The sequence below is a fragment of the Microbulbifer mangrovi genome (assembly GCF_002009015.1).
GTDB classification, from domain to species: Bacteria; Pseudomonadota; Gammaproteobacteria; order Pseudomonadales; family Cellvibrionaceae; genus Microbulbifer; species Microbulbifer mangrovi.
Genome location: NZ_LZDE01000293.1, coordinates 1 through 19,481, shown reverse-complemented (window position 1 = coordinate 19,481; position 19,481 = coordinate 1). Strand labels below are relative to the sequence as shown.

16 protein-coding genes and 1 tRNA gene are annotated in these 19,481 nt (G+C 58.0%); 4 read left to right on the top strand and 13 right to left on the bottom strand.

Features of this window, described 5'->3' with window-relative positions; all coding sequences use genetic code 11:
• Positions 1–3 precede the first annotated feature (3 nt).
• Positions 4–822 carry an alpha/beta hydrolase gene (locus tag B4U49_RS07960; RefSeq protein ID WP_078084045.1) on the top strand — a complete coding sequence of 273 codons (819 nt, stop codon included), beginning with the start codon at positions 4–6 and terminating at the stop codon, positions 820–822.
• Here the strand turns inward: B4U49_RS07960 and B4U49_RS07955 are convergent.
• The 5 genes from B4U49_RS07955 to B4U49_RS07935 form a co-directional block, all read right to left on the bottom strand.
• The gene (locus tag B4U49_RS07955; protein ID WP_143735589.1) at positions 816–2,558 is read right to left on the bottom strand and encodes a dipeptidyl-peptidase 3 family protein; all 1,743 of its coding nucleotides are present in this window, start codon (positions 2,556–2,558) and stop codon (positions 816–818) included. The genes B4U49_RS07960 and B4U49_RS07955 overlap by 7 nt on opposite strands.
• A 219-nt stretch (positions 2,559–2,777) precedes the next feature.
• Complete coding sequence (locus B4U49_RS07950; RefSeq protein WP_078084043.1) at positions 2,778–4,586, bottom strand: ABCB family ABC transporter ATP-binding protein/permease; 1,809 nt, start codon at positions 4,584–4,586, stop codon at positions 2,778–2,780.
• A 78-nt stretch (positions 4,587–4,664) separates the two neighbouring features.
• Complete coding sequence (locus tag B4U49_RS07945; protein ID WP_078084042.1) at positions 4,665–5,276, bottom strand: NUDIX hydrolase; 612 nt, start codon at positions 5,274–5,276, stop codon at positions 4,665–4,667.
• Positions 5,277–5,418: 142 nt separating this feature from the next.
• Entirely contained in the window at positions 5,419–8,592 is a 3,174-nt protein-coding gene (locus B4U49_RS07940) for an efflux RND transporter permease subunit (protein ID WP_078084041.1), read from the bottom strand.
• Positions 8,593–8,625: 33 nt separating this feature from the next.
• Entirely contained in the window at positions 8,626–9,975 is a 1,350-nt protein-coding gene (locus tag B4U49_RS07935; protein WP_078084040.1) for an efflux RND transporter periplasmic adaptor subunit, read from the bottom strand.
• A 92-nt stretch (positions 9,976–10,067) separates the two neighbouring features.
• Between B4U49_RS07935 and B4U49_RS07930 the strand changes: the two genes are divergently transcribed.
• Positions 10,068–10,604 carry an NUDIX hydrolase gene (locus tag B4U49_RS07930; RefSeq protein ID WP_078084039.1) on the top strand — a complete coding sequence of 179 codons (537 nt, stop codon included), beginning with the start codon at positions 10,068–10,070 and terminating at the stop codon, positions 10,602–10,604.
• A 31-nt stretch (positions 10,605–10,635) separates the two neighbouring features.
• Here B4U49_RS07930 and B4U49_RS07925 read toward each other — a convergent pair whose 3' ends face one another.
• The 7 genes from B4U49_RS07925 to B4U49_RS07895 form a co-directional block, all read right to left on the bottom strand.
• The gene (locus B4U49_RS07925) at positions 10,636–10,953 is read right to left on the bottom strand and encodes a YqfO family protein (RefSeq protein ID WP_078084038.1); all 318 of its coding nucleotides are present in this window, start codon (positions 10,951–10,953) and stop codon (positions 10,636–10,638) included.
• Between the two features lie 35 nt (positions 10,954–10,988).
• On the bottom strand, positions 10,989–11,843 hold the full coding sequence (gene trxA, locus B4U49_RS07920) for a thioredoxin (protein WP_078084037.1): 855 nt from the start codon (positions 11,841–11,843) through the stop codon (positions 10,989–10,991).
• Between the two features lie 94 nt (positions 11,844–11,937).
• Positions 11,938–12,243 (bottom strand): BolA family protein, encoded by a 306-nt coding sequence (locus B4U49_RS07915; RefSeq protein WP_078084036.1) that lies wholly within the window; start codon positions 12,241–12,243, stop codon positions 11,938–11,940.
• Between the two features lie 19 nt (positions 12,244–12,262).
• Positions 12,263–13,054 (bottom strand): co-chaperone DjlA, encoded by a 792-nt coding sequence (gene djlA / locus B4U49_RS07910; RefSeq protein WP_078084035.1) that lies wholly within the window; start codon positions 13,052–13,054, stop codon positions 12,263–12,265.
• 193 nt (positions 13,055–13,247) lie between these two features.
• Positions 13,248–14,516 (bottom strand): sodium ion-translocating decarboxylase subunit beta, encoded by a 1,269-nt coding sequence (locus B4U49_RS07905; RefSeq protein ID WP_420811468.1) that lies wholly within the window; start codon positions 14,514–14,516, stop codon positions 13,248–13,250.
• A 56-nt stretch (positions 14,517–14,572) separates the two neighbouring features.
• Positions 14,573–16,363, bottom strand: a complete 1,791-nt coding sequence (gene oadA, locus B4U49_RS07900; protein WP_078084033.1) for a sodium-extruding oxaloacetate decarboxylase subunit alpha — start codon at positions 16,361–16,363, stop codon at positions 14,573–14,575.
• A gap of 118 nt (positions 16,364–16,481) precedes the next feature.
• Positions 16,482–16,733, bottom strand: a complete 252-nt coding sequence (locus tag B4U49_RS07895) for an OadG family protein (protein WP_078084032.1) — start codon at positions 16,731–16,733, stop codon at positions 16,482–16,484.
• A gap of 276 nt (positions 16,734–17,009) precedes the next feature.
• On the opposite strand from B4U49_RS07895, the gene B4U49_RS07890 reads away from it, so the two are divergent.
• On the top strand, positions 17,010–18,059 hold the full coding sequence (locus tag B4U49_RS07890) for a tRNA dihydrouridine synthase (RefSeq protein WP_239692515.1): 1,050 nt from the start codon (positions 17,010–17,012) through the stop codon (positions 18,057–18,059).
• Positions 18,060–18,293: 234 nt separating this feature from the next.
• A tRNA-Arg gene (locus B4U49_RS07885) sits at positions 18,294–18,370 on the top strand.
• Between the two features lie 174 nt (positions 18,371–18,544).
• Here the strand turns inward: B4U49_RS07885 and B4U49_RS07880 are convergent.
• Complete coding sequence (locus tag B4U49_RS07880) at positions 18,545–19,018, bottom strand: DUF3291 domain-containing protein (protein WP_078084030.1); 474 nt, start codon at positions 19,016–19,018, stop codon at positions 18,545–18,547.
• Positions 19,019–19,481: the final 463 nt, after the last annotated feature.

The following is a 19,481-nucleotide window of genomic DNA, read 5'->3' as shown; positions in this document are numbered from 1 at the left end:
CGTATGCTAAACAGACTTGTGCCCGCGCTGATTGGCGTTGCCAGCCATATCGCTCCACGCACCATCGGCAACTGGGCCGCAACTCAGGTACAGGTACCTCGCCGTACCCGCAAGGGCCGCGCGATGCTGGCCGAACCAGATAGTCTCTGGCATCAGCAACAGGGCTGCTTTCGCCGCTGGGGCTCCAGCACGCAACCCGTGGCCTTATTGATCCACGGCTGGGAAGGTCACCACAGCCAGTTACATATCATTGGCAGCGCACTGCGGAAGAAAGGATTTGCCGTGGTTACGGTGGACCCTCCGGCCCACGGGGACGCAGACGGAGATAAAGCATCGCCGCAACACTTTGCCGACGCCCTGAAGGCCGCAGCGGCTATTGTGGGGCCAATAAAGCTCTTGATCGGTCACTCCATGGGAGGCCTGGCGGCAACGCTGGCCGTACGTCAGGGACTGGATACCTCGCACCTGGTAACCATCTCCGCCCCTGCGGATGTGGCTTCGACCATCACGGGCATAGCGGACTGGCTGCGCCTGTCGCCGGCGGCACGGCGATATATGCGGGATAACATTGAAAGGTTTGCGGGCGTGGCGATCACCCAGGTAGATGTGGAGAACACGCTTTCTAACTTCAGCGGCCAACTACTGGTTACACACGACCGCAAGGATCGCAAAATCTCCGTCGAACACGCGGAGCGAATCAGGAACAACCGGCCAAACGCACAGTTGTTCCTGACCTCAGGACTGGGACACACACGTTTACTCGAAGATAACGCGCTGTGTGAAAAAATCCTGAATTTCGCGGATAGCGCGGTGGCCTACTGAATACCCAGCACTTCCTTACCCTGGATAAAGGTCACATCCACCGGGATGCTGGCGTCTTTCAGACGGTCCAGGTCTGCCTGCAACTCGGTGCCGACCACGCCCATATTGTCGAGCAGATCTTTGGACTTTTTGTAGTCGCCATCTCCCTGGATGGTCAGGATCAGGTTTGACAGTTTGGTCATGGCCGCCTGCATTTTTTCGAAATCGACACTGTACTGTCCGGTTTCCTCATCGCGGGCAAAGGCGCCTTCCTGTTTGAAGAAGTTAAAACGCATCATGTTCGCCTTGCCGTGGGCACTGGCCGCACCAAAGCGCACGCTGCGGAAAATACCGGCGAGGAAGGTGACGTAGTTGTCCATCAGCTCGCCTTCTTCCAGCTCACCTTTCTCATGCAGCTTGGTGATCATGTACAGGCCGAGGATATCCGCCTTGCCCTCTTCCAGTGCAGACGAAGTCTCCTTCAGCGCCTGACGCACATTGCTGCCATCGGTGACGGTTTTCTTGATACCCAAGCCATGTGCGACTTCGTGGAACATGGTGTTGGCGAAGAAGGCATCGAAAGTGATGTGCTTGCGCTGATCTTCCGCGATCAGTACACCGCTGATTGGCACCAGGATCTGGTCGAACTTCGCACGCATGGCGTTTTTCAGCTGCAGGCGACGGGTGCCTTTCTTCAGCTGTACCTCTTCGTCGTTCGGCAGGTTGATAGCAATGGTCTTGGAGCCGGCGTTGCTGTGACCCGCGTAATACAGCACATCGTAGGCGTTGAGGTCGGAATCGGTTCCCGGGGTTTCCGCCTTGTACTTGTCATCCACCGGCAGGCCGCGCTGCAACTCCGGCAGGAAGGCGGCGAATTTGGACAGCTTCTCACTCCACGCCATGTCCTTCAGCAGAACATAGGATTCATAGGCAGTACGGTAGGCAAACAGCTGGTCTTCGTAGTTCTCGATCGGGCCGATCACCACATCGATGCGGTTGTCCTTCATATCCATCCACGCCATGTCACTGTCGCGGAACTGGTCGCTCAGCAGCGCGTCGGCGCGCAGCTTGAGATAACCGGCAAACGCCGGATCTTCGGCAAGCCCGGAAGCCTCACGCAACAGGGCGGCGGCTTTTTCCAGCTCGGATTTATACGCTTCGTGGTACGGCACCAGCTTCAGCTTGCCTTCACCATCGCGACGCACCAGCGAATAGAGTCCATCCTTGCCGGGCTGCTGCCAGGACTCAAACTCACTCTTGGTCATGTCTTCGGGGTAGAACTCCGCACCCAGCGGTTTGTCATCGTAACCCTCGATAAACGGCTTGTTGTCATTCAGGCGATCCCAGGGACCATAATTGATATCCGCAAAGGTGCGCGCTGCACTATCGTCGATACCGCTCAACAGCTCCTGCGCTGGGCCGTAGGATTGCAACCAGAACAGCTGATCCATGATCTGGCTGGCTTCGATCAGCAGACCAATCATTTTACGCTGGTTGTCGGACAGTGCGGACAGATCCGCGTTCAACTCCACTGGTGCATAAATATCGAAACGCGCGGGGTCCACCCCCTTGGCGACACCGCCAGCCTGCGGGCCAGTAGCGGGCTGGACTGGCTTCTGGGATGGTTCGGCGACCTGCTGTGCGGCGCTTTCACCCGCGGCGGAAGTATCCGCTGCAGTTTTAGATTTTTCGTCAGAAGAGCAGCCGGCAATGACGGCGAGCGCCAGCGCAGACGCGGCGAAGAGTGCAGCTTTCATTCAGATTCCTGCCTGTTGAAAAATTGATCTGTTGTTATTCAAAGACGGCCAAAGCCTTGCAGGCCACATTAAATGTGGCCTCTGGCGTTGTCCAGCAATGGGATGCTGACTACAGAGTGCCAGATATTCGACTGCAAGTATGGGCAACCGGAGGAATTTACGTGGCGCGAATGAGAGAAGAACAAACAATTCACGCCAACTACCAGAGAAAATGTCTACTCAGGGCGATAACGGCTCCGCATCCAGTGCCTTTTCGCGCTGCTGCATCCGCCACAGGCCAGCGTAGTGTCCCTGCGCGGCGATCAAGGCTGTGTGATCGCCCTGCTCCACCACCTGTCCCTGATCCATCACCAGAATATTGTCCGCATCTACGATGGTGGACAGCCGGTGGGCAATCACCAGCGTGGTCTGCTCGCGGGAGATTTCCTGTAGTGCGCGCAGGATGCCCTGCTCAGAGTGGCTGTCGAGACTCGAAGTCGCCTCATCGAACACCATGATCGGCGGGTGCTTGAGCAGCGCCCGGGCAATCGCCACACGCTGCTTCTCGCCACCGGACAGCTTTAGCCCGCGCTCACCCACGGTGGTATTAACCCCTTCCGGCAGCTGGGCAATAAAGCTGTCCAGCTGGGCGTGGCGAATGGCCTCCAGCACTTCCTCGTCAGAGGCATCCACACGGCCGTAGCGCACGTTTTCCAGGATCGACTGGTTGAACAACACCGTGTCCTGGGGCACCACGCCGATGGCGCGACGCAGGGAATCCTGGCTGACCTCGCGAATATCCTGGCCATCAACCAGCACACTGCCGCTATCCACATCGTAGAAACGGAACAACAGCTTGAACAACGTGGACTTGCCGGCGCCACTGGCCCCGACAATGGCCACTTTCTGCCGGGGCAATACGCTAAAGCTCACCCCCTTGAGAATTTCGCGGTCGGGGCTGTAACCGAAATGCACATCGCGGAACTCGATAGCGCCCTGCTCAATGGCGAGCTGCCCGGCCTGCCGCTGGTCTTCGATCGCCGGCTTGACGTCGAGGATAGAAAACATTTTTTCGATATTGGCCAGCGCGCCCTTCATTTCCCGGTAGACAAAGCCCAGAAAATTCAAAGGAATAAAGATCTGCATCATCACCGCATTGATCAGAACAAAGTCACCGATGGTCATGCTGCCCCGGGTCACATTCACCGCGGCCATCACCATGGCACCGCACATGGCAGCAGCGATAATCAGCGCCTGCCCGGCATTCAGGCCGAATAGCGACAGGCGGTTTTTACGGCGCGCGCGCTCCCACTCCGCCAGCTCCCGGTCGTAATGATCCGCCTCGTGCTTTTCGTTGCCGAAATACTTAACGGTTTCGTAGTTCAGCAGGCTGTCCACTGCGCGGCTGCTGCTCTGGGACTCGGCCTGGTTCAGGGCGCGGACAAAGTGGGTGCGCCACTCCGTAGCGACGACGGAAAAGCCGATATACACAACCACCGCCCCCATCACCAGCAGTGCAAAGCTGATGCTGTAGTTCCACCACAGCAGGCCTACCACCATCAGGATTTCCACCAGGGTCGGCACAATATTGAACACCATAAAGCGCATCAGAAACCCGATGCCCGAATTGCCGCGCTCGATATCCCGGGAGAGTCCGCCGGTGCGACGATTGAGGTGATAGTCCAGGTCGAGCCGGTGCAGGTGACGAAACACTTCCAGCCCCACACGACGCTGGGCGCGCTCTGTCACACGACCAAATATCGTATCCCGCAGCTCGCCAAACAGTACCGATGCAAAACGCACGAAGCCGTAGGCCAACAGCAGCCCGAGCGGCAGTGCGATAGCCGCTGCCGCGCCACCGGCGCTATCCAGATCATCGACAATATGCTTGAGAATAAATGGCAGGCCCACGCTGGCAGCCTTTGCGCCAACCAGGCACGAGAGTGCCAGCAGCACCGGACGCTTGAATTCCAGCAGGTAGGGAAACAGGGTTTTGAGGGCGCTCCAGTGGACATCTTCCAGAGCAACGGCGGACTTCGGTCTCGGCATGGTCAATCTCGCTAATACAGGTGCGCAGTATACCTGACCGGTAACAGACCCTCGTTCGGGTTAGTTGCACACCCGACTTCAGCTCAACGCCCTGACCGGGACGTCATCACGTCGCCCAATCGGCGCATCCAGCACCCGCACCAGAAATTCGGTCAGCACGCCGGCGGTAAACCCCCAGATCTCGTAACCCTCGTATTCGTACGCGGGCAGGTAGATCCGGCGCTGGTCGATGGTGATACGGTCGGTGCGGACACGCGGATCATCGAAAAAGTACGCCAACGGTACCCGGAAGATGGCATCCAGCTCCCCGGGATTGGGCGTCAGCTCTGCGTCTGCCGGCACCACCCCCAACCATGGGGTCACCTGCACCTGCCAGCGTGTCGACCTGGTCCACAGCGGCCCGAGAACGCGCACCTCTGAGGCAGGCAGGCCGATTTCTTCGTGGGTTTCCCGCAGGGCGGTAAATTGCAGGGAGGGATCGGTTTCATCCCAGCGGCCGCCGGGAAGCGAGACTTCCCCGGAATGGCTGGATAGCTGCTGGGAGCGCAAGGTAAGAATGACCTGAGGGTCGGGCTCATCGGTCAGCGCCAGCAACACCGCCGCGTGGCCGTGCAGATCCGGGCCCCGGGGCACTCGCGCCTGCAGGTCGTCTTTCACTGCAGCAAATTTCTGTTCAATGATATTCAGCATTATCGATCTACTCTGTCGCCACTCCGACACCCGTGAAAGGCCATCCGGCGATAAAACTACTATACGCTCTTCGGCGGCAAATGGCCCATAGGCCATGTCGCAAAATCAAGTGGCGGGCAAACAGGCTGAGGCAGAAAACTGCTCAAGTTGGCTTGTTAGTGACCGCCGCCGTGTTGTCACCATTCCCTTTATCCATCGGCTTGTATCCGCCCCTGACCTTTTCGCGAAAGGACTGAATCAACGCGAAATAAATGGGAACCAGGAAAGTCGAGAGAACACTTGCAGCAAGCATGCCACCGAAGACCGCAAGCCCCAGGGATACACGACTGGCCGCGCCTGCGCCCGTCGCAATCACCAGTGGAAAAATCCCCAGCACAAAAGCCAGCGACGTCATCAATACCGCGCGGAAACGCAGGCGAGTCGCCTGCAATGCAGACTCTTCTACAGAGAGGCCGCTATCCCGCTGCAGCATGGCGAATTCCACCATCAGAATCGCCGTTTTCGCCGCCATCGCAATCAGCAACACCAGCCCGATCTGGGTATACAAATTACTGTCATGCCCCATGACGAAACTGGCGAACAGGCCACCAAAGATGGCGACGGGGATCGCCAGCAGAACGGCAATGGGAATGCTCCAGCTTTCGTACTGCGCCACCAGAAACAGGTAGGCAAACAGAATCGCCAGACTGAACAGGATCGGAGCGAGGTTTCCCGCGCTGATCTCTTCCAGACTCGCACCCGTCCACTCAAAGCCGTATCCCTCGGGTAACTGGGCACCCAGCTCTTCCATGGCGTTCATGGCTTCGCCACTGGAATGCCCCGGCGCCGCGGCACCGTTGATGGTGATACTGTTGTACAGGTTGTAGCGCTGTACCGTTTGCGGGGCGACGATGGGCTCCACCTCCGCAACCGAGCTCACCGGCACCAGGCCACCACTGTTGGCGCGCACAAAAAAGCCCGCCAGATCCTCCTCGCTATCCCGGTACTGCGCGTCGGCCTGGGCCATCACCTTGAACACTTTGCCAAAGCGGTTGAAGTCGTTGATGTAATAGCTGCCCAAGTAGGTCTGCAGCGTCAGGTATACCTCGGATAACGGCAATCCCAGGATATGCGCCTTGTCCTTGTCCACCTTCAGCGCCAGCTGCGGTGACGCCGCCTGATAGGTAGTGAACGCCTGCGCAATCTCCGTTCGCTGATTGGCTTCGCCCAGCAGCGCGTACAGCACTCCTGCCAGCTCCTGAATATCCCGTCCCTGCAGATCTTCCAGCACATATTCAAAACCGCCAATGGTCCCCAATCCGGGCAGTGCCGGAACGGGGAAGGCCTGTACCTGGGCTTCCGGCACCATTGCGCCCAGCTTCTGAACCTTCTGTAGAATCGCAAACTGATTCAGCTCCGGTGTTTTGCGCTCATCCCAGGGGTGCAGTATCACGATCATGAAGGCGGTATTGGAAGCCAGGCTGTTGGAGAGCAGACTGAATCCAGGCACCGATGTGACATGCGCAACCCCGTCCATTTTGCGGATTTCTTCACTCAATTTGTTTACGACGGGAGACGTGCGCTTTAGTGAGGCGCCATCCGGCAATTGCACATTCATCATGAAATATCCCTGGTCTTCATTCGGGATAAATCCTGACGGCACCACCGCAAACAGCCAGAAGCACAGAGCGCCGGCGCCCACGATCGAGGCCAGCCCGAGCAGCGGGCGACGCACGCAGAATCGAACGATCGTGGTGTACAGATTGGTAGCCCGGTGCAGAAAGCGATTGAAAAAGCCGAAAATACCGCGGTGCTTTTCCCCGTCGCCCCCCTCGGGTGCGCGCAACAGGATGGCGCTCAACGCAGGGCTCAGGGTCAATGCATTGACGCTGGAGATAAAAACCGAGATGGCAATGGTCATTGCGAACTGCTGGTACATCTTGCCGGTGAGGCCCGGCATCAGCATCACCGGCACAAACACCGAAAACAGCACGGCAGTTGTGGCAATCACGGGGCCCGTCACTTCACGCATGGATTCCATCGCCGCCTCCTTCGGAGGCAATCCATCTCCCAGCAACCGCTGGGTGTTCTCCACCACTATGATGGCGTCATCCACAACGATGCCAATGGCGAGAATCAACGCGAACAGGGTAACCGTGTTGATCGTCATACCGAGGGCATACATCACGGCAAATGTTCCCACCAGCGAGACGGGTATCGCGACGGAGGGAATCAATGTTGCACGCCAGTCCTGCAGAAAAACAAATACCACCAGAATCACGAGCAGCAACGCGATGACCAGTGTTTCCACCACTTCCGCAATCGATGCCCGCACGAACAAGGTGGTGTCGTATGTGATCTCCGATTCCAGGCCCTCGGGAAAGCGCTTGGAAAGTTCCTCGACCCGCGCACGGATTTGATCCGCAACATCCAGCGCATTGGCATCCGGTAGCTGGTACACCGCAATAACCGCCGACGGCTTTCCATCCAGCTCACCGTAGGCACTGTAACTGGCGCTTCCGAGTTCTATCCGGGCCACATCCCGCATGCGCACGATGCCGCCATCCGGCCGCGAGCGGATACTGATATTTTCAAATTCCTCGACGCTCTCCAATCGCCCCTTGGCAATCACGGTGTACTGGAACTGTTGATCTTTCTTGATCGGCGGCGCGCCGATTTTGCCCGCGGCCACCTGCAGGTTCTGTTGCCGGACCACGGAGATCACGTCATTGGCAGTAACGTCCAGCGCAGCCATTTTGTCCGGGTTCAGCCACAGGCGCATGGCATATTGCTGTGCCCCCAGAATTTCAACATTACTGACGCCGTCCACCCTGGCCAGCTCGTCCTTGACAAAAATATCGCCGTAGTTCGCCAGAAACAGCGTATCGAACTTGTCTTCTTTGGAGATCAGGTTGATCACCATCAAGATGGTGTTCGATTGCTTCTGTACGGTCACGCCGCTGCGCGTGACCTCATCCGGCAGGCTCGGAGTCGCCTGCTGCACACGATTCTGCACGTTGACCTGGGCGATATCGCCGTCGTATCCGCTATCGAACGTCACCGTCAGGCTATAGGTGCCGTCGTTACTGCTGGTGGAGGACATATACTGCATCCCCTCCACGCCGTTCACCTGCGCCTCGATGGGCTCGGCGACACTGTCCCGCATGACCTCCGCACTCGCCCCCGGATAGCTGGCAGACACCACCACCGTCGGCGGCGCGATATCCGGGTACTGGGCAACAGGAAGCAGCGGCAGGCAAAGCACCCCCGCCAGCGAGATCAGGATGGAGATCACCAGCGCAAAGCGCGGGCGACGGATGAAGGTCGCACTGATCACCGGAGCCCCCCTCTGCGAAGGACGTCCTGCGCTCTACTTCCCATCGTAATAGGCATCCGGAACCCGCTCTCCATCGGTCGACTCTGACGAATCACGGTCGCGCCCGCCGCGGACTTCAGACTCATACCGCTCCATTTCCGAGCGCCCATCGGCACCGGCTGCACCGGACTCGCGGCGCTCTTCTGGGGACACATCGCCTTCCCGGAACTGGGGGACGGGGCTGGTCTGCTGAGGCGCAGACTGCTTTTTCACACCTTTGTAGGGATCGAGGGCTGCATTCTGCGGGGTGACGGGATTGTTGTCTGACACCCGCTGCAGGCCATTCACCACAATTCTCTCACCGGCTTTCAACCCGTCTGTTACCGCCCACAGTGCATTCTCGCGCTGGCCCAGTTCCAGGTACCGCTTGTGAGCGATGTTCTTGTCATCGATCACATAGACAAACCGTCCCTGCATGTCTTCGAGGACTGCGGATTGTGGAACCAGCGGCTTTATGGAATCGGCACCGGAAAAAACACTGATGGCCACCCGCGCAAACTGTCCCTGCACTAGCAGTCGCTCCGGGTTGGGGAAACGCGCCCTGACCAGCGCCGAACCCGTCGCCTGATCAATCTGGTTATTCACGAATACGATGATGCCGGGATAAGGATAGAAATTGCCGTCCGGCTGCTTGATCCTGACCTCACGTTTTACCGCCGCCCGGCCCTGCTGGCGCCGAAGTGCAGCCTCCTCCTGCACCGCAAACAAGCGGTTTTCCGGCACTTGGAAAGTGACGTAGATGGGGTCCATGCGCACGATAGAAGTGAGCGGGTCGGTACTGGGCCCCACGAGGGAACCCTCGGTATATTGCGAGCGGCCGATCAAGCCGGTAAGGGGCGCACGAATTTCCGTATAGGAGAGGTTGAGCTGGGCAGATTCCAGGTCCGCCTGCATGGCCGCCACCTTGGACTCGGCCTCTTCAAAATTACCGGTTAGTTCATCCATCTGAACTTTGCTGATGGCGCCGGTCTTCACCAGCTCGCGGCCGCGGTAATAATTGCGCTGTGCCACCTGCAGGGCGGAACGCGCCTGCGCCAGGTTTGCCCGCTGGTTATCCAGCGCGGCGATATACGGCCTGGGGTCAATCTGGTAAAGCAGCTCCCCCTTTTGCACCAGCTGGCCTTCAACAAAATTGCGGGTTTCGATATAGCCTTCCACCCGCGGACGCACCATATACTCATCGGTGGCCTCTACCCGTCCTACATACTCGTAGCGGGGCACCACTTGGTGCTCTCGCACTGCAAGCACCTCAACCGGAGGCGCTTTGGCGGCTGGCGGCTCTTCTTTTTTGGAGCAGCCTGCAATCGCGCACAACAACAGGATAGATACAAGAAAACGCGCCATGGAAAACCAACCATCGCCTACTGCAAAAAATTTCTAACTAACATTATAGAAGGCAGACTGGCGCCCGCTCCCTACGCGGGTATACTTGCGCCATGAAATTTTGCAGCCACTGCGGCCACACGGTCGTATTTGAGATCCCGGCGGGCGACGACCGTCCCCGCCACCTGTGTCACGACTGTGGCGCCATCCATTACGTCAACCCGCGAGTGATCGTTGGCGTGTTGCCCTATCTGGGCAAGCAGGTTCTCCTGTGCAAACGCGCCATCGAACCGCGCTACGGTCTGTGGACCCTACCCGCCGGCTTTATGGAAAACGGCGAGACCAGTGAGCAGGGTGCGCTGCGGGAGTCCTGGGAGGAAGCGCGGGCGAATATCCGCGTCGATGAGCTTTTCTCGGTATACGACATTCCCCACATCAATCAGGTTTACCTGATCTACCGCGGTGAACTGAAAGACAACGATTTCGGCCCGGGGCCGGAGTCACTGGAAGTGGAGCTGTTTGACGAAAAGGACATCCCCTGGGAAGAGATGGCCTTTCCTGTGATGACACAGACACTGAACCATTATTTCAGTGACCGCGAGAAGGGAAGTTACGGTTTACACCGCGGGGTAATCGAGCGAAAGCTCTGATCTACCGTTTAGCAGGGCTTGGCCATAGCCACTAGCCGCAGCGTTCGTCCAGTTTCCACAGGTCGAACGCTGGCTCCTCGTACGGATGCGCTTCGCGCATCGCCGCAAGCACATTGTCCACAAGCGCATCCGCGCAGACGGTCTCCACGCGGTATTCCGCCACTTGCTCTACCTCACCCTGCTGGCCAATAAACGGCCGGCTGCCGTCCAGCGGCCGGAACTGGCCACTGCCCAGCACCTGCCAGCAGCAGCTATCGTAATCCCCGATACGCCCGGCGCCCGCGGCGAACAGCGCCTGCTTCACCGGCTCCAGATGTGACTCGGGGATATAAACGCAGAGTTTGAACATGGCAATCGTTCGGCTCGCCTACTTAGAACAACCGATTAGAACAACAGGGTCATCAACTTGCGCTGGTAAGCAGTCGCTACCGGATCCCCTGCGCCGAGCGCCTTGACGATATCCAGGTAGGCTTGCTTGGCCGCGCCATCGGCAAACCCGATATCTTTGCGCAACAGGCCGAGCAGGATTTCGAGCGCTTCTTCGTGGCGGTCCGCCTGGCTGAGCTGTACCGCCAGTTTGTATGCCGCTTCCTGGTCGTCCGGGTTTTCCGCCAACGCCTGCTGCAGCGCCTTGATCTCGGGCGAGTCGGCCGCCTGCTGCTTGAGTTCCAGCTGTGCCATCAGTTGCTGGTAATCCGCGTCCTGATCCGCCAGGAGAATCTTGCCCAGAACCTGTTCGGCGTCTTTCACCCGGTTTTTTTCCAGTAAAATTGCCGCGTACTGCTTGGCGATATCAGCACGCTCGCCAGAGTCCGTATAGGCCGGGCGCAACAGTGTCAGCGCTTCGTCCAGCTTGTCCTCACCCACCAGCTTCTGCGCCTGCTGCAATTGCACGTCCCAGGATTTGGGCAGGTACTTGTCCAGCATCTCACGGATTTCTTTCTCGGGCTGGGCACCGGCAAAGCCATCCACCGGTTGTCCTTCTTTCAACACCATCACGGTCGGCAGGCTGCGCACACCCAGCTGCCCCGCCAGGGCCTGCTCGGTATCCGCGTTGAGCTTGGCAAGCAGGAACTGACCGGCGTATTCATTGGCCAGCTTTTCCAGTACCGGCATCAACTGCTTACAGGGTTCACACCACTCGGCCCACACATCTACCACCACGGGGCGCTTCATGGACTCTTCGATCAACACCTGCTGGGCGTTCTGGGCTGTGACCTCGACGATAAAGTCTTCCACTGTTACTCCTGAAAATTCTGTGTTTTACCAGTCATTGGCGCGCGGCCGTAAAGTGGCCCCATCGTAAACGATTGCGCACATGTTTACCGGACGCTCAGCCCTTGCTGCCACCGAGGCACTGGGGGCTGGCGGGCGCCTGCCCTGCCCACTCGTCGGGGGTGTAGAGATGCAACGCGAGCGCGTGGATCGGCCCGGCCATTTCATCCGCCAGCACGCCGTACACTTTCTGGTGTCGCTGTACTTTGCGTGTGCCGCTGAAGACTTCGCTCACCAGTACCACACGGAAATGCATTTCAGAACCCGCGGGAACGTTATGCATATGACTCTCACATTCCACTTCTACGTGAGAGGGCGTGAAGGCGCTAGTAAGCTTTTGCTGAATCTGTTCTGCAAGGGACATGTTCTAATACTCCTTTCAATCAGGCCCGCTCGACGGCCGCCTGGCGTTTGCGCGCAGCGACAATCGTATCGTACGCGACGGTGACGCTTTTCATCTGGTCTTCCGCGTGGCGCATAAACTCCTCCGGCAGGCCTTTAGAGGCAATCTTGTCGGGGTGGAATTCGGCCGCCTTGCGGCGATATGCGAGCTTCAGTTCCCGATCGTTCACGTCAGGGCTGCATTCCAGAATATCGTAGTGTGCCTGCAAACCTCCGGTGCCGCTCGCTCCCGGCGCGCCACGCCCGAACTCATTGAACATCGCGTTAAATATCGACTCGTGAAGTCCCAGCGCTTCCGGGATCCTGCGCAGAATCTGCTCTTCCGCCGGGTGCAGCTCACCATCGGCAAAGGCTACGGCAAACAGCAGACGGTACACCATCTCGCGCATGGCCTGATTGCGAATCAACTGTCGATACTGGTTCGCATAATCGTAGATGCTGAAATTGTCGTCTTTGGCGTTCTGGAAAATCTTGATCGCCTGCTTGCGGTCCTCCGCATTCAGGCGCAGGTTGTTGCTGATGAAATCCTCAATCAGCTGGATTTCCGCCTTGGAGACCTGCCCGTCCGCCTTGGCCATTTTCGCCAGCATGGAAAACAAAGCGACAATAAATACCGTCTGCGCGCCATCGCGGTTCAGGGTGACGCCGGCCTCACTGAGCTTTTTCAGCCCCGAGCCAAAAGACCCACCGACCCAGGCGCCCAACGCGGCACCGATAGGGCCGCCGAACATCATGCCGATGCCAGCGCCAATACCTGCTCCCAACCAGGACATAACCTCTCCTTCCACAGCGCTGACAGCCGCGCTGCTGTGTTGCTAAAACGGCGGCCATCTTAGCACGGAGCGCAACAGCGGGCCCCTACCCCCAGAGCAAAACCAGACCAACTGGTCGGCGCATGCGGCGGAAAATAAAAAACCCCGCCGGAGCGGGGTTTCTGTCGATGCGTTAACAGCCTTCGATAACTGGTCAACCGGTCATCGCACGCACCATGGTGATCATGACGCCCGCCGCGACCGCCGAGCCGATCACACCGGCCACATTGGGCCCCATGGCGTGCATCAGAAGGAAGTTGTGCGGATTGGCCTCGAGCCCCAGCTTGTTGGAAACCCGCGCCGCCATCGGCACCGCGGACACACCCGCAGACCCGATCAACGGGTTGATCTTGTTCTTGCTGAGCGCGTTCAACAGCTTGGCCATCAGTACACCGGCCGCCGTGCCAATCGCAAAGGCCACGATACCCAGCGCCAGGATGCCGAGGGTTTTCGGATCCAGAAACTTGTCCGCCGCCAGCTTCGAGCCCACAGACAGGCCGAGGAAGATGGTGGTGATATTGATCAGCGCGTTCTGCGCGGTATCTGACAGGCGCGATACCACACCGCACTCCCGCATCAGGTTACCGAAACAGAACATACCGAGCAGCGGCGCAGCATCCGGCAGAAACAGAGCAACCAGGATCAACAGCACCAGCGGAAACACGATCTTCTCGCGCTTGCTAACCGGGCGCAGCTGGACCATCTCGATACGACGCTCCTGCTCGGTGGTCAGCGCGCGCATGATTGGCGGCTGGATCAGCGGCACCAGCGCCATGTAGGAGTACGCCGCTACAGCAATCGCACCCAGCAGGTCCGGTGCCAGCAGGCTGGATACATAAATTGCCGTGGGGCCGTCAGCACCACCGATGATGCCGATGGCGGCCGCGTCGGCGATGGAGAAATCCATGATGCCCATGGCGGACATGCCCACCGCCCCCAGCACTGTGGCAAAGATACCGAACTGGGCGGCAGCGCCAAGGAACAGGGTGCGCGGGTTGGCCAGCAGCGGACCGAAGTCCGTCATGGCACCCACTCCCATAAAGATCACCAACGGCGCCACACCGGAGGCAATCGCCACACTGTAGAAGTTGTACAGCATACCGTTGTTGTAACCGGCATCTGCGGCCACCTGCGCCGCGCGCTCATGCGCCGCAGCAGGTGCGTTTTCCAGCGCAGCCTTCAGGCCATCGACGGATTCAAACGCCCCCAATCCGAGTGCCTGTGCAAGCTGGGACAGCACGCCGGCATCGCCAGCATAGATAGCGGCTTCCACCGCCGGCACCGCCAGATTGGCACCGGGAATGTTGGCCAGGATGCCGCCGAAACCGATCGGCACCAGCAGCAAGGGCTCAAAGTTCTTGCGGATGGCGAGGAACAGCAGCCCCAGGCACACCAGCATCATGGCGAACTGCCCGAAAGCCATCTGGTTGGCGCCGGACGAGAGCCAGAGATTTGTTATGTTTTCCACAAGCGCCCCCGTTAAGCGATGGTCAGCAGGGCATCGCCCACCGCCACAGAATCACCTTCCTTGATGGTCACCCCGGTGACGCTACCGGCGCGCGGGGCACTGACTGCGGTTTCCATTTTCATGGCTTCCAGAATCACAATGTTCTGGCCCTCGGTCACCTGGTCACCGGGTTTGACCAGCACCTTGAAAATATTGCCCGCCAGCGGCGCCTTCACCGGCTCTCCGGTACCGGCCGCCGGTGCTGCAGCAGGGGCGCCTGCCACAGCGGCTTCCCCACCGACCTTGACCATACCGGTAACATCGCCACCGTCGGAAACGGTTACGGTGTAGCTCTGCCCTTCCACAGAAACGGTGTAAACACTTTCGCCCTCGTCGTTCTTAAACTCCGAGGATTCTTTGCCGGTCGGCACCGGTTCAAACGCGTCAGGGTTATCGCGATTCTTCAGGAACTTGAGACCGATCTGCGGGAAGAGAGCGTAGGTCAATACATCGTCGATCTCACCCTCACCTTCGGTCAGCAGAATGTCGTCCGCCGCCGCTTTTTCCTGCAGCTCGGCGGCGAGCTTGTCCAGCTCCGGCGCCAGCTGATCCGCGGGGCGACCGGTGACCGGTTCACCACCTTCCAGCACCTTCTCCTGCAGTTCCTTGTTCACCTCGGCCGGGGTCGCGCCATACTCGCCCTTGAGTACCGCAGCAGTTTCCCTGGAGATCGATTTGTAACGTTCACCGGTCAGCACGTTCAGTACCGACTGGGTGCCCACGATCTGGGAGGTCGGCGTGACCAGCGGGATATAACCCAGATCCTTGCGCACCCGGGGAATCTCCTCCAGAACTTCATCGAGGCGGTCGCCAGCGCCCTGTTCGCGCAGCTGGTTTTCCATGTTGGTGAGCATGCCGCCGGGCACCTGTGCCACCAGAATGCGCGAATCTACGCCGCGCAGGGAGCCTTCAAACTTCGCATATTTCTTGCGGACTTCACGGAAGTACGCTGCGATCTCTTCCAGCAGGTTGATATCCAGGCCGGTGTCGCGATCAGTGCCTTCCAGGATCGCAACCACCGCTTCGGTAGGGCTGTGCCCGTAGGTCATGGACATGGAGGAAATGGCGGTATCGATATTGTCGATGCCCGCTTCCACACACTTCAGCGCGGTAGCGGTGGACAGTCCAGTGGTAGCGTGACACTGCATGTGAATAGGGATATCCACCGCATCCTTGAGGCGTTTTACCAGCTCGTAGCCCTCGTAGGGACGCAGGAGACCAGCCATATCCTTGATCGCGATGGAGTCGGCGCCCATGTCTTCCAGCTGACGCCCCAGGTCGACCCACAGGTCCATATCGTGAACCGGGCTCACGGTATAAGAAATGGTGCCCTGCGCATGTTTGCCCTGCTTTTTCACCGCCGCGAGTGCCGTCTGCAGGTTGCGCATATCGTTCATGGCATCGAACACACGAAACACATCCACACCGTTGGTGGCTGCGCGCTCGACAAATTTTTCCACTACGTCGTCTGCGTAGTGACGATAACCGAGAATATTCTGGCCGCGGAACAGCATCTGTTGCGGCGTGTTCGGCATGGCTTTTTTCAACTCGCGAATCCGCTCCCACGGATCCTCGCCCAGGTAGCGGATACACGCATCAAAGGTTGCGCCGCCCCAGGACTCCAGAGACCAGAAACCCACTTTGTCCAACTTCTCTGCGATGGGCAGCATGTCGTCCAGCCGCAGGCGGGTTGCGAATAGCGACTGGTGGGCGTCGCGCAGGACTACGTCGGTAATCCCCAATGGCTTTTTAACCTCAGTCATGGGTCGTCTCTCTTGGAAAGTTGATCTTGAAAAAGTTGGATATCGCTCAGGTCTCGCACCGGGAACCCTCTCGAGCCCCTCATACAACAGCCAGTCGAATACTTATTTATGCTCCGCTTTAGCGACGCTTGTTTCGATGCTGCTCGATGGCAGCTTTGATAATTTTCTTCAGGCGTGCATCCCCGGCACCACCAGCCGTTGCAGACGACACGGGCGCAGCGGCGATAATGGGCTCAGCCTCGGGGAAAAAACGTGTGATGACGCGGGACATGATGGTCGTGCAGATAACCAGAACCAGCAGGAACGTAAATACGATCCCCATGCCGAACAGCGTGATATCCAGACCTTGCTGTATCAGTGACTCTTGCACCAGTATTCCCTCGCAAATTGCTTTTTATTTATGTGTTCTGAATTTTCGGGCGATATTATCAATACAAGATCCCTTCAAAATCAAACACTTATTAGTTACAGAAGCAACCAAGAACCCGCCAAATACCGATCATTTCTACCATTTTCGCTACCAAATTCGACCAGCGCTCCACGCCCACACTGGTGTCGAATAATTGCACAGCGCGCAGTGGAATTTCGTACAATAGCCGGCTATCGAAGCCCTCCAACCGCTAGCAGTACTGGCCACCAGCGATCTATGCAAAACACGCAGTCCCCGACCTCCAACGCAACATCGGCTACGCCGATGATTTATCAGGCGCCGATGGAAGGTGTCATCGATCACCATGTGCGTGCACTTCTCTCCAGAATTGGCGGTGTGGACATCTGCGTGACCGAATTTGTGCGCGTCACCCACACTAGATTGCCACGCAGGGTCTTCACCCGCCTGTGCCCCGAACTGGACCAGGGCGCGCACACCCCCAGCGGCACCCCGGTCAAACTGCAGCTACTCGGCGGCAATCCGCAGGCCATGGCATACAACGCTGCCAAAGCAGTGGACGCCGGTGCCATATCCATTGACCTCAACTTTGGCTGCCCCGCGAAGTCGGTCAACAACAGCGACGGCGGCGCCTGCCTGCTCCAGTCCCCTTCCCGCGTGGAAGGGATCGTGGCCGCAGTGCGCAATGCGGTACCCGCAGAGATCCCGGTATCCGCCAAAATCCGGTTGGGCTATAGCGACCGCAGCAGCTACCTCGACAATGCCCGTGCGGCGGAGGCCGGCGGTGCATCCGAGCTGGCGGTGCACGCCCGCTCCAAGGTGGACGGATACCGCCCTCCTGCGTACTGGGAATACATTGGCGAGATTCGCGAGCAACTGGGCATCAGGGTGATTGCCAATGGCGACCTGTGGACCCTGGACGATTTCAAGCGCTGCCGCGAGGTCACCGGCTGTGACGCGTACATGTTCGGCCGCAGCCTGCTGGCGCGACCAGATATAGGACTCCAGATCCAGGCCCTGTGCGAGGGACGCGACTATCAACCGCTGCAATGGCACCAGGTAGCCACCCTGCTGTACGACTACTATTCCACAACCAAGGACATATACCCGGCCAAATATCTGGGCAACCGCATCAAGCAGTGGCTCGCATACCTCAAGCTCAGCTATCCAGGCGCTGTCCGCTTCTTTGAGCAGATAAAGCGCCATCGCGACCCGGAGCTACTAGAGCAGGCTTTCGCGGAACAGATGAACCCCACCAACTGGGACGAACTCCCAAACGACGCGCGCACTGAAAGCAGCGCCGCATAGCCAAAATCCACGCCCCGGCGAGGCCAGATTAACCGCCGCGAAAAAATCTGAAAAAAGTGCTTGCAAAGACCCGGGGGCCGCGGCAGAATGCGCGCCCTATCGAGCTGAACCGGCGATCTCCGGAAAGCCACGAAGTTCGGTAACCTGCGGATTTTTAAAGAGTTTTTTAAAAACTTCTTTAAAAAAGAGTTGACGAAGCCAAGGCAAGTCACTATAGTTCGCAACCACAACGACGCGCTCGTAGCTCAGCTGGATAGAGTACCTGGCTACGAACCAGGCGGTCGGAGGTTCGAATCCTCCCGAGCGCGCCATACAAGAAAGGCCCGAACTTGAAAAAGTTCGGGCCTTTTTCTTTTCTGCGTCCCCCCACACAACAACCTGTTGTACATCGCGCCTCCGGACATACTGCGCACAAACTCGCCACCAACATACCGCAGGCAGAAAGCGCCTTAATTGATTCGCTTAGTGATTGATCAGTTACCAGCTCAAGTTACCGCTGGAGTCCAGTTGAGCTCACCGGGAGCCTGAAATACCTTCCTGAATGTAAAAGCCGCCGCAGTTGGGCCGCTTTCTCGCAGAATGTTTAGCCTTTCTGCCGCCTCCTCGATGGACGGGATGTGACCAACAGGAACCCACCAGAGCACCATGTGGACCTCCCCCATCTTTTCAAACCACTCTTTCTTACGGCGCATAATCTCCACATGTGAAGACCGATAAACGTAACTGTGCAGAGCCTCCACCGACTCCCAGAGAGATAGATTCACGATCTTATCGGAACCAAAATAATCAATCCCGGTAGCACCCCCTTCTTCTGTTTGGAGCCGCCAAACAAAGCCTTGAGACGCCTCCGCCAAAGCATTGACTCTATCGAGGTTCGCCACAAAATCTGCAAGCTGCGGCGAATCGATAGGCGCACTTAGCGTAGCGATATTGAGCTGCGCTATTTGATAAAGACTCATTGTTTCCTCCTTGAAAACACGTCAAGCGGCTAAGGGAAGCAGCTTGATCTGTGAACTTTCTGCATAAAAGTGGCAGCCCAGTGATCCTAGCATCTCAAGCGCAAGCTACACCGTTTCACGGAGTGCCGATCGCCCGGAGTATCTTGCCCGGGCTTCTTAGGTTTGACGCTCACCACCAGATCTGACGACTTGTGTAACGACGAGAAAAACGCCGTAACCCACCCATGAGGTAAAGAAAACTAGGATGCACCAGCCTAGCTTTCCGGCGCCTTTTGCTCGCGTCGAAAAAGCCGTCAAGATGAAAGGGATAAGAAGAAACCCAAGAAGAACTAACAGAATAAACAGTTGAGAGAAACTTATACCCATCGAACAATCCTTGCACTAAATAAAATGATTCCACACTCATGGGTGAGTCTTATTATTAACGCCGCCAACAGGGGCAGCTTACCTTGTGCACGTTTTG

Excerpts from the sequence above, each read along its gene's own strand:
- B4U49_RS07960 (WP_078084045.1), top strand. The coding sequence starts at position 4 with ATGCTAAACAGACTTGTGCCCGCGCTGATTGGCGTTGCCAGCCATATC.
- djlA (WP_078084035.1), bottom strand. The coding sequence starts at position 13,054 with ATGTCCTGGTTGGGAGCAGGTATTGGCGCTGGCATCGGCATGATGTTC.
- B4U49_RS07880 (WP_078084030.1), bottom strand. The coding sequence starts at position 19,018 with ATGAGTCTTTATCAAATAGCGCAGCTCAATATCGCTACGCTAAGTGCG.
- B4U49_RS07905 (WP_420811468.1), bottom strand. The coding sequence starts at position 14,516 with ATGGCTTTCGGGCAGTTCGCCATGATGCTGGTGTGCCTGGGGCTGCTG.
- B4U49_RS07890 (WP_239692515.1), top strand. The coding sequence starts at position 17,010 with ATGCAAAACACGCAGTCCCCGACCTCCAACGCAACATCGGCTACGCCG.
- oadA (WP_078084033.1), bottom strand. The coding sequence starts at position 16,363 with ATGACTGAGGTTAAAAAGCCATTGGGGATTACCGACGTAGTCCTGCGC.
- B4U49_RS07945 (WP_078084042.1), bottom strand. The coding sequence starts at position 5,276 with ATGCTGAATATCATTGAACAGAAATTTGCTGCAGTGAAAGACGACCTG.
- B4U49_RS07915 (WP_078084036.1), bottom strand. The coding sequence starts at position 12,243 with ATGTCCCTTGCAGAACAGATTCAGCAAAAGCTTACTAGCGCCTTCACG.
- B4U49_RS07925 (WP_078084038.1), bottom strand. The coding sequence starts at position 10,953 with ATGTTCAAACTCTGCGTTTATATCCCCGAGTCACATCTGGAGCCGGTG.
- B4U49_RS07935 (WP_078084040.1), bottom strand. The coding sequence starts at position 9,975 with ATGGCGCGTTTTCTTGTATCTATCCTGTTGTTGTGCGCGATTGCAGGC.
- B4U49_RS07955 (WP_143735589.1), bottom strand. The coding sequence starts at position 2,558 with ATGAAAGCTGCACTCTTCGCCGCGTCTGCGCTGGCGCTCGCCGTCATT.
- B4U49_RS07950 (WP_078084043.1), bottom strand. The coding sequence starts at position 4,586 with ATGCCGAGACCGAAGTCCGCCGTTGCTCTGGAAGATGTCCACTGGAGC.
- B4U49_RS07930 (WP_078084039.1), top strand. The coding sequence starts at position 10,068 with ATGAAATTTTGCAGCCACTGCGGCCACACGGTCGTATTTGAGATCCCG.